Annotated in this window: 14 protein-coding genes and 2 pseudogenes; 6 read left to right on the top strand and 10 right to left on the bottom strand. The window is 45.8% G+C overall.

What is annotated here, in order from left to right:
- Positions 1–7: 7 nt before the first annotated feature.
- The 4 genes from AC0L6V_RS08235 to AC0L6V_RS08220 form a co-directional block, all read right to left on the bottom strand.
- Positions 8–922: a Bcr/CflA family multidrug efflux MFS transporter gene (locus AC0L6V_RS08235; protein ID WP_418138920.1), complete on the bottom strand. Its 915-nt coding sequence runs from the start codon at positions 920–922 to the stop codon at positions 8–10.
- A 258-nt stretch (positions 923–1,180) separates the two neighbouring features.
- Entirely contained in the window at positions 1,181–2,695 is a 1,515-nt protein-coding gene (locus AC0L6V_RS08230; RefSeq protein ID WP_265219305.1) for a tripartite tricarboxylate transporter permease, read from the bottom strand.
- A gap of 4 nt (positions 2,696–2,699) precedes the next feature.
- Positions 2,700–3,173 (bottom strand): tripartite tricarboxylate transporter TctB family protein, encoded by a 474-nt coding sequence (locus AC0L6V_RS08225; protein ID WP_265219306.1) that lies wholly within the window; start codon positions 3,171–3,173, stop codon positions 2,700–2,702.
- A gap of 119 nt (positions 3,174–3,292) precedes the next feature.
- Positions 3,293–4,276: a tripartite tricarboxylate transporter substrate binding protein gene (locus AC0L6V_RS08220; RefSeq protein WP_265219308.1), complete on the bottom strand. Its 984-nt coding sequence runs from the start codon at positions 4,274–4,276 to the stop codon at positions 3,293–3,295.
- Positions 4,277–4,458: 182 nt separating this feature from the next.
- On the opposite strand from AC0L6V_RS08220, the gene AC0L6V_RS08215 reads away from it, so the two are divergent.
- The 4 genes from AC0L6V_RS08215 to AC0L6V_RS08200 all read left to right on the top strand — a co-directional run bounded on the left by AC0L6V_RS08215 (position 4,459) and on the right by AC0L6V_RS08200 (position 9,246).
- Positions 4,459–6,111, top strand: a complete 1,653-nt coding sequence (locus tag AC0L6V_RS08215) for an ATP-binding protein (RefSeq protein ID WP_409419654.1) — start codon at positions 4,459–4,461, stop codon at positions 6,109–6,111.
- 4 nt (positions 6,112–6,115) lie between these two features.
- The gene (locus AC0L6V_RS08210) at positions 6,116–6,808 is read left to right on the top strand and encodes a response regulator (RefSeq protein WP_409419653.1); all 693 of its coding nucleotides are present in this window, start codon (positions 6,116–6,118) and stop codon (positions 6,806–6,808) included.
- A gap of 186 nt (positions 6,809–6,994) precedes the next feature.
- Positions 6,995–8,881 (top strand): ABC transporter ATP-binding protein, encoded by a 1,887-nt coding sequence (locus tag AC0L6V_RS08205; RefSeq protein ID WP_265219310.1) that lies wholly within the window; start codon positions 6,995–6,997, stop codon positions 8,879–8,881.
- A gap of 35 nt (positions 8,882–8,916) precedes the next feature.
- On the top strand, positions 8,917–9,246 hold the full coding sequence (locus AC0L6V_RS08200; protein ID WP_111607737.1) for a DMT family transporter: 330 nt from the start codon (positions 8,917–8,919) through the stop codon (positions 9,244–9,246).
- A gap of 162 nt (positions 9,247–9,408) precedes the next feature.
- Here AC0L6V_RS08200 and AC0L6V_RS08195 read toward each other — a convergent pair whose 3' ends face one another.
- The 5 genes and pseudogenes from AC0L6V_RS08195 to AC0L6V_RS08175 all read right to left on the bottom strand — a co-directional run bounded on the left by AC0L6V_RS08195 (position 9,409) and on the right by AC0L6V_RS08175 (position 14,393).
- Positions 9,409–10,275 (bottom strand): ABC transporter substrate-binding protein, encoded by an 867-nt coding sequence (locus AC0L6V_RS08195; protein WP_409419652.1) that lies wholly within the window; start codon positions 10,273–10,275, stop codon positions 9,409–9,411.
- A gap of 133 nt (positions 10,276–10,408) precedes the next feature.
- Positions 10,409–12,166: pseudogene (locus tag AC0L6V_RS08190) on the bottom strand (alpha-amylase family glycosyl hydrolase).
- A 123-nt stretch (positions 12,167–12,289) separates the two neighbouring features.
- A pseudogene (locus AC0L6V_RS08185) lies at positions 12,290–13,518 on the bottom strand (glycosyltransferase family protein).
- Positions 13,519–13,570: 52 nt separating this feature from the next.
- Positions 13,571–14,077: an HAD-IIB family hydrolase gene (locus tag AC0L6V_RS08180; protein ID WP_418138919.1), complete on the bottom strand. Its 507-nt coding sequence runs from the start codon at positions 14,075–14,077 to the stop codon at positions 13,571–13,573.
- The gene (locus tag AC0L6V_RS08175; protein ID WP_418138918.1) at positions 14,064–14,393 is read right to left on the bottom strand and encodes an HAD hydrolase family protein; all 330 of its coding nucleotides are present in this window, start codon (positions 14,391–14,393) and stop codon (positions 14,064–14,066) included. The genes AC0L6V_RS08180 and AC0L6V_RS08175 overlap by 14 nt, the downstream gene beginning before the upstream one ends.
- A 138-nt stretch (positions 14,394–14,531) precedes the next feature.
- Between AC0L6V_RS08175 and AC0L6V_RS08170 the strand changes: the two genes are divergently transcribed.
- Together AC0L6V_RS08170 and AC0L6V_RS08165 are read left to right on the top strand one after the other, a co-directional pair.
- A complete protein-coding gene (locus AC0L6V_RS08170) occupies positions 14,532–15,425 on the top strand; it encodes a DMT family transporter (protein ID WP_265219320.1) in 894 nt (297 codons plus the stop codon).
- A gap of 491 nt (positions 15,426–15,916) precedes the next feature.
- Positions 15,917–16,489: a GNAT family N-acetyltransferase gene (locus AC0L6V_RS08165; RefSeq protein WP_265219321.1), complete on the top strand. Its 573-nt coding sequence runs from the start codon at positions 15,917–15,919 to the stop codon at positions 16,487–16,489.
- 176 nt (positions 16,490–16,665) lie between these two features.
- On the opposite strand, the gene AC0L6V_RS08160 is transcribed toward AC0L6V_RS08165, so the two are convergent.
- Complete coding sequence (locus AC0L6V_RS08160; protein WP_473482980.1) at positions 16,666–17,979, bottom strand: methyl-accepting chemotaxis protein; 1,314 nt, start codon at positions 17,977–17,979, stop codon at positions 16,666–16,668.
- Positions 17,980–18,113: the final 134 nt, after the last annotated feature.

Raw genomic sequence — 18,113 nt, 5'->3', positions numbered from 1 at the left:
ACTATGATTAACCAAAGGGGGGATGGTTAAAAAGGCTAAGGACAATCATGAGTATTGAAGCGACTAACGGAATATAGATGGCGTATTTAGACAAAACTTCGGTGCCCAGTTTTTCTACATAGCGCCCGTTAATAGTGGAAGCAAACATCATGGAAATGACATTGAGACCGACTAAAAATCCAAAATGAGCTGGGTTAACATGATAAATTTCAATATAGACAAACGAACAGCCAGTAATAAAACTCATCATGCCAGCAAAGTAAAAAGCGGAGGCAATGATATAGCCCATGACTGAATGATTTTTAAGTAAGGTAATATAGTTTCGTATGGCATTTAAAAAAGAAAAAGGGGTGCGTTTTTCAACGGGTAATGTTTCTGGAATTGTTCGTAAAAAAAGCAACACAGCGACGATAGCTAATACACCTAAGAGGACAAAAATATAGTGCCAACTTAATACCGTCAGGATAGCGCCACCAATAATGGGCGCAGCCAAAGGGGCCAACGCCATGACCAACATGATCATCGACATGGCTTTAGCAAACTGATTAATGGACAAGCCATCTTTCACCAAAGCCGGAACACAAACCGCTACCGCTGCGCCACCAAAGGCCTGAATAGCTCGTCCTACCAACAGCACTTCATAACTTTGCGCCAACGCGCACAAAAAACTACCTATAGCAAAAATACCCAATCCGCCAACCACAACTTTACGACGGCCAATCGCATCGGAAATAGGACCAAACAAAATTTGCATAAACGCAAACACCAGTAAGTAGATACTTAGCGTCATTTGAACGAGGCCGATGTCTGTGTTTAGACTTTTGGAAATCGTTGGAATGCTAGGTAGGTATGCATCAATTGCTAAGGGTGTTAGCCCAGATAAAAGACCAAGTACAAGAATGATTGGGAAGGTGAGTTTCATAGGGTGACTCAATGAGTAGGTTGGTCGCTAATCGACATAGGGTAAGCCAATAACAGAACGAGCTAAATTATAATCGGTTTAGGCGCAATGAAGCAGATTAATTGTGCAAGTAATAAGTAAAGCTGGGTAATCATGTGGGAGGAGGGTCTATCTGGTGAGGTTTAGCCGAATAAAAAAAGAGACAACCCAATGACTGAATTGTCTCCAAATACCCTATCTAATAAAATCTATTGCCGTACTGTGTTGCATACGACTATTTCATGACGCTGCGGTTTTGTTTCTTTTGCCTAATAATTTGCTAATTAGTGGCATAAGCAACAATATTACTGCAATGATCATGATGGTTAAGGTTAGCGGACGCTCCCAAAGGAAAGACAAACTGCCATCCGACAATACCATAGAGCGGCTGAGGTTTTGTTCCATAATGTCACCAAGAATATAGCCCAATAGCATCGGTGCCATAGGGAAGTCCAACATCTTAAGAAAGATGGCAATCACGGTAATGAATACCATCATCTGAATATCAAACGTATTGAAGCTGACCAAATACACGCCCGTGACTGAGAAGAACAAAATCAGCGGAATCAGTATGGGACGAGGAATGGCTAACAAACGTGAAATATAGGGAATCAAGGGTAGATTCAAAATCAACAGTACCAAGTTACCAAAGTACATTGAAATGATCACCGACCAAAACACATCAGGATTATCGACAAACAAACGTGGACCAGGTTGCACACCTGCGGCAATCAGCGCGCCCAGCATGATGGCAGTGGTACCTGACCCTGGAATCCCCAAGGTTAACAATGGCACAAAAGACCCTGTAGACGCCGCATTGTTAGCTGTTTCAGGGGCGGCAAGACCGCGCAAAGCCCCTTTACCAAATTTTAGCTTTTCTTTTGCTGAAGCAAAGTTACGCTCCATGCCGTAGGCCAAGAAGGACGCAATGGTGGCACCTGCGCCTGGTAGTACACCAATGATAAAACCAAACACAGAAGAACGTGCAACCGTAGGCGCCACTTCTTTTACTTCTTCTTTGCTAAGCTTCATGCTGCCCAGCGCGGCCATGTTGATTTCAGGGTCTTTTTCAAGATGCTGTCCCTTCATGACGGACATGATGACTTCAGTTAGCGCAAACGTCGCCATCGCCAATAACAGGAAGCTAACGCCATCCAGCAAATCGAGACTGCCAAAGGTAAAGCGTGGTACGCCTGTCATGACATCGGCGCCCATCGTAGCAATCATCAGACCGAAAACCGTCATGATCATGGCTTTAATGACTTGGCCTTTACCAGAAAACGCCGCCACCGCAGTGAGGCCCAGTACCATCAAGGCAAAATAGTCACCAGACTGAAAGCTTAAAGAAACGGTCGCCAGCGCAGGCGCCGCAAACAATAAGATAATCGCGCCCACTGTACCGCCAGTGAAAGAGCAATAAGCTGCCAATGCCAACGCTTTACCGGCTTGGCCGCGTTGCGCGATAGGATAACCATCAAACGAGGTTACCACGGTACTAGAGCAGCCCGGCGCATTAATCAAAATAGAAGAGGTCGAGCCACCAAATACTGCGCCATAATAGACGCCGGCCATTAAAATAATGCCAGAAGAAGGGTCGAGGCCGTAAGTGATAGGAATCATCAAGGCCACTGCCGATATTGGCCCAAGGCCTGGCAGCATACCGATGAAGGTACCCGCAAAACAACCCACGACAACCATCATGATGTTGAAGGGCATGATCGCGGTGCTAAGACCAACAAATATTCCGTCTAACATGTTCTTAACCTCCAAACAGCATGGTTATTAAACGCCCAGGAGCAAGATAAATATCCAGCAGTTGGGACAGAGAGAACCAAATAAAGACGCTAAAAGGAAGCGAGGCAATTAACAGCACTTTCCAGCGACGTTCCCCTAAAACCCAATAGCCGCCAATGAGAAATAACATGGTAGAAAGCAAAAATCCGACCCACTCTAGTGCAAGACCAAACAGTATCACCAACACTAATAGCTTAATAACAATAGCAAAATCATAGCCTTGCAAAGAAAGGCGCTCGCCGCCATTTTTACTGGCATTGATGATGAGAGCGATGGATAAAATTCCGCCCATATAAGCCAGCACAGTCGGCAAGGTTTGTGCGTTGAAGGGTTCGTATTCATCACCTGGCAACATAGGTATGTCGCCTGTGTAGTAGCCATAAGCGGCGGAAAGGCACAGGAACGCCAAACCACCAATATGATCTTTTGTAATCACCATAGGGTTCACCTTTGACGGTACAAATGCCGTCCATCTCATAATAAAAGGGTAGGATAAGAAAGAGCTTCAAGGACATGAATTGTCGTTGAAGCTCTAAGAGCGTTGGGATACCGGTGCCGTTATCTTAAGAAGCCTAGTTCACGCATCAGGTCACCAATCACGGCTTCTTGGTTCTCTAAGAAGGCAACAAAGTCTGCGCGAGGTTTGAATACTTCAGTCCAACCATTACGGTCACGAACGACTTCCCATTCGGCCGTGTCGTACATTTTAGACAGTAAGTTAGCGTATTCATCGGCTTCAGCATCGGATAGCGTTGGTGCTCCGAAGAAGCCGCGCCAGTTTAAAAAGCTTGCGTCATAGCCCAGTTCTTTTAGCGTAGGTACATTCGGCGCAGCAGCGGAGCGTTCATCCCCAGTAATGGCTAGGATACGCACTTCACCCGCATTGGCTAACACCAAGGCTTCACTGAAACCGGTTGACAATATGTTGGCTTCACCAGATAAAATGCCTGCCATAGCGGTACCGCCGGCATCATAAGCCACGTATTTTAGACGACGAGCATCACCACCCGCCGCTTTGAATGCCATGGCGGCAACTAGGTGATCCATGCTGCCACGGGCTGAACCGCCGGCGATAGAGACTGAACGAGGGTCATTGTTAAAATCGCTGACCACTTCGGTAAACGTCATATATTTTGAGCTGGTTGGCACGACAAAAGCACCATAATCACCAACCACAGCGGCAATGGGTTTTAAATCACGGAAAGATTGTGGAAACACTTTAGACAAAGAACTGATCACAATAGGCGTAGAGTTCACCATCAAGGTGCCATGGCTCTGATCGGCTTTTTCAATCAAGTTTGCGATGGCTTTGCCGCCGCCGCCACCCGATAGGTTTTCAAAAGACACTCTTTCTATTAAGCCTGACTTAGTCAGTGCTTCACCGACACCGCGAGCGGTACTGTCCCAGCCACCGCCTGCGCCGCCTGGAACCAAGAAATGAATCTGATCGTTCGCGGCTTGTGCCATGCCTGCAGTCAATGTAGATGCGAAAACGGCTGCCAATAGCGTTGAACGTTGACGAGTAAGAAATCGAGATAGCATAGAAGTATCCTCAGTTGTTTTTATATTTTTAGTGATTTCTTTACTATATTCGGACGCTTCCTGTTTAAAAATATATTGCACTTAAAGGCTATATCATCCTTTAAAATCATTTTGTGCATTTTGTTCACAGGCAGTTTGATTAGATATTCGCTACCATAGAATAAAAAAGAGCCACACACCCTATGACAAACCCTTTACGTAACCTTAAACTCAAGACTCGCATGACCTTGGTTTTGGGGCTGATGGCCCTATTGCAAACGGGCTTTTTGGGCGTCTTTGCCCTCAATCACCTCAATGAATCACTGGAAGAGCAGGTGGCGGAACGTGCGCTGCAGGTCGCTAAAACTATTGCTGTTATGCCGGAGATTATTGCCGCGGTTAAAGCGTCGGACACATCCTTTTTACAGCCTTTAAGTCTACATTTAGCAGACACTACCCATGCACGTTTTGTCGTCATTGGCGATAAAAATGGCCTACGTTTATCTCATCCTACGCCAGAGCGAATCGGTAAACCGATGAACGATGACGATGAAGATGGCATGGGAGGTGAGTACAACAATCCCGCCTTATTGGATGGTAAGGCTTATGTGCAAAAAGCCACCGGGAGTTTGGGCGTTTCCATTCGAGGAAAAACCCCCATTATTGATCAAGATGGTGACATTGTTGGCATTGTTTCGGTTGGCTTTATTTTGGATACGGTAGAAAGCATTCTGGCGCGTTATCGCACCACCTTGTTGATCGCTATTTTATCGGCTTTTGTGCTCAGTGTGTTGATTGCACTCTGGTTTGCCCGTCATTTTAAGAAAGCCATTTTTGGGCTTGAGCCAGAGCAAATAGGGCTGTTGTTTGAAGAGCGTAATGCCACATTAGAGTCGATTCGTGAGGGTATTATTGCGATTAACGCAGAAGGGATTATCACTACCTTTAACCGTGCTGCATTAAATACCTTGAATTTGTCAAACAAGGACGGTTTGTTGGGGCAGCCTATTCAACAAGTGCTGCCTGATAGTCAAATGATCAGTGTACTGGAAAATGGACAGCCGCAATTCGATCAAGAAGTGTGGTTGGGGGAGGCGTGTTTTATTACAAACCGTCTGCCTGTGCGTCAAGATGACCGCATTATTGGTGTGGTGTCCAGTTTTCGGCCAAAAGATGAGCTGGACATGGTCAGTCGCAAGCTGACGCGTATTCGCCAGTATGCGGATAGTCTGCGCAGCCAAACCCATGAGTATTCCAATAAATTGCACACCATTGCGGGTTTAATCCAAATTGGCGCCGCTAAAGAAGCGTTGGCTTTGATTGGTCAAGAAACCGAGAATCATCAAGCGTTAATTGATCTGTTGGTGGTGGCCATTCCTGATCCGGTATTAGCAGGGTGTCTATTGGGTAAATACAACCGAGCGCGTGAACTTGGTTTGCGTCTCATCATCGACTCAGAAAGCCATATGACAGATATTCCTGCAAACATTCCCCGCGAGTTATTAGTCAGTGTGATTGGGAATCTATTAGACAATGCGTTTGAAGCCACACTGTCTCATACGGGGGCGGGAGGTGAGGTCAGCTTGACCATGACAGACTTAGGCAACGATCTGATTTTTGAGATAGAAGATCAAGGTGCTGGCATTCCGCTTGAAGAGCAGGCGCGTATTTTTGAACGTGGTGTCTCTACAAAGGGGGAGCCAAATCGAGGCATAGGTCTGCACTTAGTGAATCAACTGCTGACACGCATGGGGGCGACCATTATTATTGAGCCAGCCGATTTATGCGGTAGTCGCTTTACTGTTTATATCCCCAAAAAGAAACTTTCTATTGATCCTAAATCGACTCAGGAGTGACGTTATGAGTGCCAATATACGTGTCGTAATTGCCGAAGATGATTTGCAGATTGCGGAAATTCAGAAACGCTTTTTGGAGCGCATAGAAGGTTTCGAATTGGTTGGTTTAGCCCATGGTCTTGAAGAGGCTCGAGATCTAGTTGACATATTAAAGCCTGAGCTTTTGCTTTTAGATGTACAGTTTCCCAAAGGCAATGGGCTGGAATTACTGCGCGACCTTCGTGCTAATCATTGTGCGACAGATGTGATCTTGATTACCGCTGCACGCGAAATTGATACCCTTCGTGCGGCTTTGCATGGCGGTATCTTTGATTATATTTTAAAGCCCTTAGTGTTCGAGCGACTCAAAGAAGCCCTTGCGAATTATGCGCTGCACCTGGAAAAACTCCACGGGATGAGCACTTTGGTTCAGACCGAGGTAGATCGTCTGCTGCCACGTGGTCAACACACTTCCTCTGCGCCAGTGGCTTCGCCATTACCAAAAGGTGTCGATGCGCTTACTTTGGCCAAGGTTATTGAGGTTATTCATGAGACAAATACGTCTCTTAATGCTGAAGAAGTAGGTAAACAAATCAACGCCAGTCGAACCACCGCAAGACGCTATTTAGAGCACTTGGTGAGCCGAGGGGAGCTGACCGCAGAAGTCAGTTATGGCACGGTTGGTCGCCCAGAAAGACGCTATCAAAAAATAAGATAACTGTCAGGCTCAGTCTAAACAGGTATAATGAAAAGGATTATCTTTTCTGGTTTTATATAATGGAACGTGGTTCAATTTCGTCTCCATTTCATGTCGATAATCATATTGCTTTTATGTCCCGCCTAGCACTTTTTTATAAAGTGCTGCTTTTTTGTCGGCCAAAGTTCGGTTTACTAAGGAATATCCATGTTACGTTTTTTTGAAAAGTGGGTGTCTGCTTACCCAGACACAGATGCGATAAAAGCGCCTAAAACCTTATTTGCGTTCTGCCGCTATTACTCAAAAGGAGTAGAGATTCCGCTTTTGATTATGTCGTTATTAACCGCGACCATTGCCATTTTAGAAGTGACCTTGTTCAGCTTTATGGGGCAATTGGTGGACTGGTTGATCAACAAAGATCCAGAGACCTTTTTTGCCGAAGAGGGCACACACTTATTATTGATGTCCTTGATGATTTTAGTGGTGATGCCATTAGTGGCTTTTTTGCACTCGACCATTATTCATCAAACCTTATTGGGTAATTACCCAATGCGTATTCGTTGGTTGTCACACCATTATATTTTGCGTCAAAGCATGTCTTTCTTTCAGGACGAATTTGCTGGGCGTATCTCCACTAAGGTGATGCAAACTTCCCTTGCGGTTCGTGAAACCGTGATGAAGTTGTTGGATGTCTTGGTTTACATTGGGGTTTATTTCATCTCCATGGTGGTATTGATCGCTAAGGCCGATTATCGCCTAATGATTCCCATGTTGGGATGGTTAGTCTGTTATGTGCTATTGCAACTGTATTTTGTGCCGAAGCTTAAAAAGGTCTCTGCCGAGCAGGCGGATGCGCGTTCCACTATGACAGGACGAGTGGTAGACAGCTACAGTAATATTTCGACGGTAAAACTGTTTTCGCATCATCAGCGTGAAGCTGACTATGCCAAAGAAGGCATGGATGGTTTTTTACAAACGGTTTATAAGCAAATGCGCTTGGTTACCCTGCTCAGCGTGGGCGTGCAAACCTGTAACTATGTGTTGGCATTTTCCGTGGCGGCTTTGTCTATTTGGTTGTGGACGGGCAGTATTATCAGTGTGGGCGCGATTGCCATTGCGGTCAGTTTGGCGCTGAGGTTGAATGGTATGTCGCAATGGATTATGTGGGAAATCAGCGCCTTATTTGAAAATATTGGTATGGTTAACGACGGCATGAAAACCTTGTCTCGAGCCATTGAAATAGAGGATAAGCCCAATGCACCGGCGTTATCTGTGCCAAACGGCATGATTGAGTACGATGCTGTGAATTTTCATTATGGTAAGCAAGACAGTAAGGTCATTGAAAACCTGACGTTATCGATTAAAGCAGGCGAAAAAGTCGGTCTGGTTGGACGTTCTGGTGCGGGTAAATCGACCATTGTGAACTTGCTGATGCGGTTTCATGATATCGAATCCGGTCAAATTCGCATTGACGGGCAAGACATCAGCGCGGTTAAACAAGACTCTTTACGTGCGCAAATTGGTATGGTGACTCAAGATACTTCCTTGTTACACAGAACGGTGCGGGAAAACCTACTATACGGCCGTCCCGATGCTACGGAAGAAGAGATGATTGCGGCGGCGAAAAAAGCCGAAGCTCATGAGTTTATTCAGGGACTAACCGACCCATTTGGTAATTCTGGCTACGATGCCATGGTAGGCGAGCGTGGGATCAAATTGTCTGGTGGTCAGCGTCAGCGTATTGCCATTGCTCGTGTCTTGTTAAAAGATGCGCCTTTATTGGTATTGGATGAAGCAACGTCGGCATTGGATTCTGAAGTGGAAGCTGCTATTCAGGACAGCTTGTACAAATTGATGCAGGGCAAAACGGTTATCGCCATTGCTCATCGCTTGTCGACCATTGCAGCCATGGATCGCTTAATTGTGTTGGACAAAGGCAACATTGTAGAGCAGGGCAGTCATGAAGAGTTGATTCAACATGCGGGGATTTATGCGTCACTGTGGGCGCATCAGACCGGCGGCTTCTTAGCAGAGGATATTGATTTAGACGAGGTTGATCTGGATGCGATTAAGCAAGAAGAGCCAATCAAATAGCCGTATTCGTTGAAAATCTAAGGCAGAGAAAGGTCATGACGTATTTAATTTTGTTTCTGGCGATATTGGCGGAAGTCATTGCAACCACGGCTTTAAAGGCGTCTGATTCTTTTACTAAATTAGGCCCTAGCATCGTTCTGGTTGTTGGTTATGGTGTGTCATTTTATCTATTAACCATTGTGATGCGCTCCATGCCAACGGGTGTGACTTACGCGATTTGGTCAGGTTTAGGGATTGTGTTGATTTCGGTATTTGGTTATCTATTTAATCATGAAAAACTCGACTTGGCGGCTTGCCTTGGCATGTCCCTGATTGTCGCTGGTGTGGTAGTGATTAATGTCTTCTCTAAAACGGTAAGCCATTAAAATACGGCCAAGCCGTTGCTGAGCTAATGTGATTTTAAAAGCACGACTGTACTTTGACATAAAAAGAACCCCCAATGTTGTTTGTCCAACAATTGGGGGTCACTTCATTGATCTTGGTCAGCGAGGGATTTTTTACATCGTTTGAGGTGGTTAAACGCGTAATTACAATGCGTCGGTGATTTCTTTGATTTGCATGTTAAGGCTTTGCAAGCCATTGCCTGACAAGTACCAAAGTTTCGGTGATAAATACGCGACCTTGATGGATTGACCACCTTGAGCGGCTAAGTCTGCTTTGAATTTTTCAATATCGAGCGCCTCTTTTGTGTTGCCAATGGCGGCACTGCGATCAATGATGAACAAAGTGGTGAGTGTCATTTCAGCCATATCGCTTACGGTAAGCGAGGTAAAGGTCCGAGTGCCACGTTGTTGAGGCTTCACTTGGGCCGGAAGGGGGGACGTTGTTAAGCCCAATAGCTGGGTTGCAATGGGTTCATCGCGTAATCCAAAAGAACCATTATTATGGGTGACAAACAGTACAGTGGGTGCCCCTTCTATCGCCATTTTGCTGGTTTCTATGCTTGTGTTCAACGCAGCAAGGGCCGTGTCTGCTGAGGCTTTTGCATCAAATAAGGCTGCCAGTGAGGTCACGTTGTTACGTAAGCTTTGCCAGTAATCATCACTAGAAGCGTCCACTTGTTTCACCGTACTAACGGTTGCCAGTTCGGCTTTGCTGGCGGCTTGGCGACCGGTGATCACAACAATATCTGGGCTTAAGGCTTTTAGGGTCTCCATGTCTGGCGTCTTTAAGCCGCCAACATCAGTATAGCGTGCGTCTTTAAATTGCGTTAAATAATCCGGCAGTGTTTGTTTCGGGACGCCAACCACATGAGCCTCTAATCCAAGCGCCGCCATGGTGTCTAAGCTGCCAAGATCGAAGATGGCTGCCGTTGGTGAAGACGTTGCGGCTGTATTGAGTTGGCTGAAAGCCAGCAAGGTGCCAACAGCGAGTATTTTCCGTAAATTCATCATGTTCACAATTACCTATGTCCTGAAATAAAAATAACCATTATCAAGTTATGATAATGGTTATCATTGTCTCATCTTTAATGCTGAGTTTCTTGACCATAAGCTGGCACGATGTGTTGCTCAATGTGAAACAAAATTAATTGTCTTTGATTTTTCCCTTTTTATTGGCAAGCCAAACGAATTGGTAAGGCATGAGCGTTACCTTGCCTAAATGATCTTCGTATACTTGTTCTGAGACGAGATCTGTCCAATCATCGGTGGCAATGAGATTGAGTTCTGATAGATTAAAGCTTTGCGGCTGGTCAGTCATGTTATACACGGCAAACAGGCTTTGTCTTCGGTCCAAACTTTGGCGCCAGAAAGCGAATAGGTTTTCTCCCATGTGTAATACATATTGAGTGGCATTGGGGTGAAAAGCTGGTTGAGCACGGCGAATTTTGGTTAACTTAGTGACATTCTGGAAGACTTTTTGATGATGCGTTGGCGTGTTTAACACATGTTCTAAATCTTCCATATCCCAAATATGTCGATTAATGGAGCGGAATTGTCCTGTATTTTCGACACGTTCTACATCGTTTTCGGTGCCAAACAAGCTGTGAATGTAAAAGGCGGGGACGCCTTCTAACGCCATCATCACACCAGCGGCACACAGAAAACGGGCAAACTGCCATTGATCAGGTCCTTGTTGTGCTGAACCTGACAACGCATTCCATAGACTGATATTAATTTCATAGGGTTTGGCTTCCCCTTGTGGCGTGGTACGAGAGCTAATTTTGCCACCAAAACGCTTCATGGTATTGATCAGCGTTTCTAGTTCCCATTCAGTCAGCAAACCTTCCGTTGGGCGCAGGCCAATACCGTCGTGGGAAGCAATAAAGTTGAGGTACGTTGTGCCTTGTTGGGCTGGGGTCATGCTCATTAGCCATTGTTTTAAATGGCGGCAATTGCCTGTCACCAAGCTATTGATTAACAGCGGAGGTAAAGAAAAGTTGTAGATCAAATGGGCTTCGTTGGCGTTGCCGAAGTAGGTTAAGTTTTCCTGATTCGGTATGTTGGTTTCGGTGATGATAACGGCTTCTGGTGCATAATGTTCAATCAGTAAGCGCAACAGACGAATCATTTCGTGAGTCTGCGGTAAGTTGATGCAGCTGGTACCGGGAATCTTCCATAAGAAAGCCACAGCGTCTAAACGAAACCAACGGATGCCTTTCTCAAGGTACAAATGAATAATGCGCAAAAACTCCAACAGCACGTCTGGGTTTTCGAAATTCAAATCTATTTGATCATGACTAAAGGTACACCAAACATGCTTGGTGCCATTTTTAGTTTGCACTTCTCTCAGCAGTGGCGAAGTTCTGGGTCGAACAACGGCACTTAAGTCCGCATTCGGGTCGGCCTCATAAAAAAAGCGTGAGCCAGGATCAACACCCGCTTTGTAATTTTCAAACCACATGCTTCGGCTGGAGCAGTGGTTAATCACCAGATCTCCCATTACCTTAAAGTCTTTTGATAAGTTGACAATATTGGCCCAGCGTCCACAGGATGGGTTAACGGTGGTGTAGTCCATCACACTAAAACCATCGTCTGAGCTGTAGGGGAAAAAGGCAATAAATGCACCGCAGAAATACAATCCGATAACGTGCTTTTTACGAACTGGTGCAGTGTTTCCAGTGGTGCTTCTTCTTTTCTTCGTAAGGTATCCGCGTAGGTAATCAGCATGATGTCTGACTGATCCCACAGGTTTCTATGGGGGCGAGGGGATTCCGTCGCGGGATCGAGTTGAAAGGTGGTTAGGCATTTCTGAGCGAGGCTCTTTGTGATCTAAGTTCGGGTAAATGACGTGTAAATGAGCAATGATTCGCTGCTCTAAGGGCGATAAAGGCGCATTTTCCATGGTTACCTACTTATGTCTCGTTGAGTGAAAACCACGTAAAGGCGTCGACAAGGACGACGCTTTACGTTGACTGGGCGAATTTTTTTAGAGCCACCGTTTTGCAGGGGCTATTTTTATAGTGCGTTATTTTTTCGGCCCGTATTGGGCCATATCCAATTCAACTGCTTGGGCGAGTTGGCTCATCACACCCGGAAACGCACTGACAACACGGTTCCAGCTTGGAATAAAGGGCGTTTCCATTGGGTTATCTAAATATTGGTTGCCCGCTTTCATGATATTACTGGCAAACAATTCAACCGCTTGTTCTTCGGTATGAACATCTAATTTTAGACCATTTATTTCCGCATCGTTTTTATAGGTTTCAATGAAATCCAGCGCAACACGATAATAGGTGGCCTTGATGGTACGGAAGGTTTCTTGATTGAAAATAGTGCCATTGGTCGCGAGCTTTCTGAAAATGGCTTTGGTAATGTCGATGGACATTTTTGATAAACCGCCATCGTCGTTGTCGGCCGATAGGTCTTGGTGTTTATGATCGTAAATGTCGGCAATATCGACCTGACATAAACGGTTGGTCGAGTAGTTGCGGTACATTTCACTGAGTACACCAATTTCCAAACCCCAATCACTCGGAATGCGAAGGTCTGTCATCACATCACGACGGAACGAAAACTCCCCCGCTAGTGGATAACGGTAGCTGTCTAAGTAATCCAGATAATCTAGATGGCCGAAGACTTTTTGAGGGAGCATAGCAGTGGTGTAACCAGTAAACGGCTGACGCGGCCGTTCATCTTGCCATTGGCGGCACGAGCATAAAAACCCTTGCAGAATTCGTAGTTAAAATTTGGATTGGCAACGGGGTAAATCAGTCGCGCCAGCAGTTCTCTGTCGTAAGTGACAATATCACAGTCGTGCATGGCGATGGATTCAGCTTGACCAGCGGCTAGGTTATAACCCATACAAAACCAGACATTGCGGCCTTTGCCCGGATCCGAAGGAGAAAGATGTTCGCCCTTTAAGACGTTATCGATTTCTCTTAAACGTGGGCCATCGTTCCATAGTACCTTGACGTTTTGCGGTAACACACTGAAAAACTCAAGCGCATGTCGGTATTGTTCTTCCGTGGCGCGGTCCAATCCGATCACGATTTCAGACAAATAAGGCACTTGCTGTAAATGCTTGAGAATATTCGGCATGGCGTCTGTTTCCAGCTCGGAATACAGACACGGTAGGATAAGTGACATGGGCCGCGTTTTTGCGAACTCACACAGTTCTTTTTCCATTTCTTCTAACGGGCGGTGTGCCAGATTGTGAAGTGTGGTGATGATACCGTTTTGGTGAAAATCGCCCATGTTATTTCTCCTAGTTTCAAAATGACTATTGGTATTATTTTTGTGTCTGGATCTACAAAATACCTTGCTTAGTTAATGCTAAATTGATGGCTTGCGCCCATCCTTCTGGACCGTAGGCATCGCTCAACCACGCATCGCTGCGGTTGGGGATTTCTGGCGGAGCATGAACTGGTGAGCGAATCACCACAGGGATATCGGCTTTACTCAACATGCCGACATCGTTCTCGCCATCGCCTAGCGCCATGGTCGTAATCTCTTCATCGCTTTGCTCGGCGTATACAGTTTTTAGCCATTGCATGGCGTTGGCTTTGTCGCAGTTTTTTCCCATTAAATGCGCAAAACGGCCACCTTTTTGCACTTGCACATCAAACTTGGCAAGATCGTCGCGGAAAATACGCAACGCAAGATTGGAATCTGTCCACACCATCGGCTCAGTAAATTCACGCTGCATGGCAAGTTTGGCGTTGGTTTCGTTTAATCCGGTCAGAGCAACCAGCTCTTGCCACGTCATGTCACTAAAACGTTTAAAGGTGTATTGATCTTGCTTATCGTTCGTCAACGCGATGAGCCTCGGCTCGTGTTGGTCCAAATGACTTGCGCCAGTAATCGCCACAATCTTCTAACGTCTCGTTCACCGTGAGCGTTAAATGCTTCGGGATGTATACGGCAGCCCCGTTTTCTACGATAAACGGGTCTTGGTGATTGAGTGCTTTTCTCAGTGCCACAAGCTCCATAAACGTCTTGCTGGTATTGATCACACAGGGAATAGAAAAGGTCTTTAAAGACTGCATAGCCGCTTGCGCAGGCTGAAAACTGTAGGTGTGATGATCGAGTAAGGTGCCATCCAAATCGGTAAAAATTAAAAGCGTTGTCATATCGATTCCTTCTTGGGTCCATCAAGATACCACTGGTGGACGTTAGTCATAGTCTTGCAAATCTGGTGCCAGTGCGTAACAGTGGTGCTTTACTTAGGAGGTACATGCCCAAGACTAACTGGGCTAATAAACAACTATATGACAAGTTTGCTACGGTTATGTGTCTTGGTGATTCTGGCTTTGTTGGCCTTCGCTGCCAACTCGGTATTGTGCCGTCTTGCGCTTAACGGCGGTCTGATCGATCCGACGCAATTCACCGCTTGGCGCCTGCTGAGTGGTGCTGTGACCTTGGTCTTACTCTGTGTCTTGTCGTCGCTAACAAAGCCGCGTGGTGATTTGAAAACCGCCTGGCTAGAGGGGAGTTGGTTATCGGCGCTTGCGCTGTTTATTTACGCGTTAGGGTTTTCCTATGCCTACGTTACTTTATCGACTGGAATGGGCGCTTTGATCCTCTTTGGTGCTGTGCAACTGACTTTGATCTCATTGGCTATTAGGGCAGGGCAGCAGCTGGTTTGGTTAGAATGGTTAGGGCTGATGATCGCCTTTGCAGGCTTTATTTATTTAGTGCTTCCGACCTTGTCGTCACCTTCTGTATTGGGCTTTGTTTTAATGACGTTAGCGGGCATAGCATGGGGGGTGTACACATGGCGAGGCAAGGTATCAACTAAGCCGCTGTTTGCCACCACGTCAAACTTCGTTCGAACCCTTCCTATGTTGCTGGTTAACTTGCTGATTGTGTATATCAGCACTGAACCTGCGCAAAGTGCCCAACTTAAAGGCATTATCCTCGCCATCACCTCGGGCGCGATCATGTCTGGACTCGGCTATGCCATTTGGTACGCTGTCTTGCCTTATCTTAGTGCTTCTAGTGCTGCTGTTTTACAACTCTTAGTCCCCATCATCGCCACTATTGGCGGCGTATTTTTTGCCAATGAATCCATCACCTTACACTTAATCATCGCCACATTAGGCGTCCTAGGTGGCGTGTTATTAGTCATCCTTGCCAGAAACAGAGTACGCAGAAATGCCTAGTTTTGGTGCGTTTTTTCTGCGGCGCGCCATAATCGACAGGCTTGTGTTTGAAAATTGATCGCTTTTTTATAGTGTCGTTTGACTTCGTCCTAGGCGCGTTCGCTTTGCTCCTTACAGCTGCCGCCATCACCCGTTGGGCATGATAAGATAATTGGACTCCCCCAACTTATGGAGCAGGGTTAATATTTTAGCTCTCCCAAAAAATGGATAAAAACGCCGCTTTGGCTGTTGCTCAGGCTTCCAACTTTTAGGCGTTTGATTTATTAACGGCAAATCAAAAGAACAGAAAGAACTGCATCAAGAAAGCCCAAGTTTTATTGTTACTTTTACAGATGGAACAACTGAGAAATTAACTGACTATGTTTTTAAGGCAATTAAATATTGGGTTGACTATTCATCCACCTCTAGCACCTCTAGAAGGCAGTCGTATCAAGGAAATAACGTAGTTGGCAATGCCGTCAGTGTGGTGTTAAATTTCTAAAGATTATTTGATGTCTGTTGAGGGTAGAGTGGTGCAAGAACGAGAAGTGATCCAAAAAATAAAGCTTGTCACAGCTGAGCCGAGCAGTCTCACCGAGTTTAAATTGGCGTTGCAGGATTCTTTCCGTGTGGCGGCAGAAGCTGATTTTGGGCATCCGCTTGAAGAGCCGATTCCCTCTGATGACGATATTGAAAAGTCATTCAACGCCACGGGGGCCGTGACTTACTGGATCATGGAAGACGAGCAACGTGTTGGTGGCGCTGTTTTGGTAATAGACCCCATCAGCGGTCGGAATAACTTATCACTTTTCTTCATTGCGACCAGCCAACAAAGTCGAGGTTTGGGGTTGAAGGCTTGGAAAGCAATTGAACAAGAATTTCCGTTTACCAAAGTCTGGGAAACGGTGACTCCCTACTTTGAGAAAAGAAATATTCATTTTTACGTAAACCGATGCGGTTTCAAGATTGTCGATTTTTATAACCGATACCATCCAGACCCTCATCAGGATTCACGCCAAATTCCTGATGAGGAAGATGATGAGATGTTTCGGTTTGAGAAGATAATGAAAAACGTGGATGAGTAATATCGGTGAGGTTGACTCGTTTTCCGTATTTAATAAGCCACTCATCTTTAGAAGGCAGTCATATCAAGGGAACAGCGTAGTTGGCAATGAAAATAACTGTGGTGATAAATTCCCCGAGCGTGGAGTCAGATAAAAAATAGTATTTTTCGTCTGACTCCACAAGAGCACTGTTTTCTCTATTTTAATTCGTTGGCAAAGCGGCCTACCGCGTGTACCACCTGTTTGGCACCTTCTTGAATCTCTACAATGACAGTACCTGACTGGTTTGCTAGTTCTAAACCTTCTTGGGCTCTTTCTTGAGAGTTGAGCATTTGGCGCATGACGTCATCTGATAGCCCTTGGTTTTTCTTCACTACGCCCACAATCTCTTCGGTAGCGGAACTGGTACGTGCCGCCAATTTTCGTACTTCATCAGCCACAACTGCGAATCCTCGACCCTGCTCTCCGGCTCTGGCGGCCTCAATAGCCGCGTTTAGTGCCAGCAAGTTTGTCTGCTCTGCAATGCCCCCGATGGTTTGCACGATGGCGTTGATTTGTAAGGACTGCTTGCCCAGAGCCTCAATGCTTTCGGTCGCTGTCTGCATTTGTGCAGCTATCTGTTGCATGGTTTCGACAGTTTGTTGTACGACGATCGCACCTTTTTTGGCACTTATGTCCGTTTGTTGTGACACATCATAGGCAACGCTTGCGCCTTCTCTTACCTGCGTTTCTCGTGCCACTTGATCGGTGATGACGCTCGCAAATTTTACGATTTTAGTGAGGTTGCCCTCGGCGTCATAGACGGGGTTATACGTTGCCTCTAGCCACACATCGGCGCCTTTACTATCGATGCGTTTAAAACGGTCCGCCACATAAACGCCGTTATTTAATTTTTTCCAAAAGTTAGCGTATTCTGGCGAAGCACTTTCTTCAGTGGTGCAAAATATACGGTGGTGTTTACCGATGAGTTGATCTAACCGGTACCCCATAGCCTGTAGAAACTGCTCGTTTGCAGTGATGACAGTGCCATCTAGGTTGAATTGGATAACCGCGGTCGAACGGATCAATGCATTAATGAAAGACTCGCTTTCTTTTGCGCTGACTATTTCTTGTGTTACATCGCGACCATAACCCTTTATGAAGGCGAGCGTGCCATCTTCTCCTCGTACCGGAATCCACTGAATATTTATCCAAGCAAGAGTGCTGTCTACTCGACAGTAGCGGTAATTGTCACTGACGGGTTTGAACTTTGCTACGGCGTCATTAAAGTTTCGAAAACAGGGTAGTTTCGAAACGTAAGGCGGCACAATTTCTGATAATAATTTTCCTACGAGCTGCTCTTGCTTGAAGCCGAGTGCGTTCGCAAAGTCTTGATTGACGGCCGTGATTCGGAAGTCGGCATTTAAGGTAATGCACAGCATCCCCTGATCCATCTGGTTAGCTAGCTGGCGCAGAATCGCCAACTCTTTAAGTTGTGCTTCGTGTTCTTTTTTGAGGTGACCATTAAACATTAAGAAACTCCAATCAAACTCAACAATAGGCAGGCTGAACCGGATGTTGAATCTTTATTTAACTATTTAAGTTAAGGTGTATAAAAATACCCTTACGGTGCAAAGGTATCGCTCGGTTCTCATGTCGTCAGATC

The organism is Marinomonas sp. G8-14, assembly GCF_055808935.1.
The sequence above is the reverse complement of the archived record's forward strand: the minus strand, read 5'-3'. Positions and strand labels throughout refer to the sequence as shown.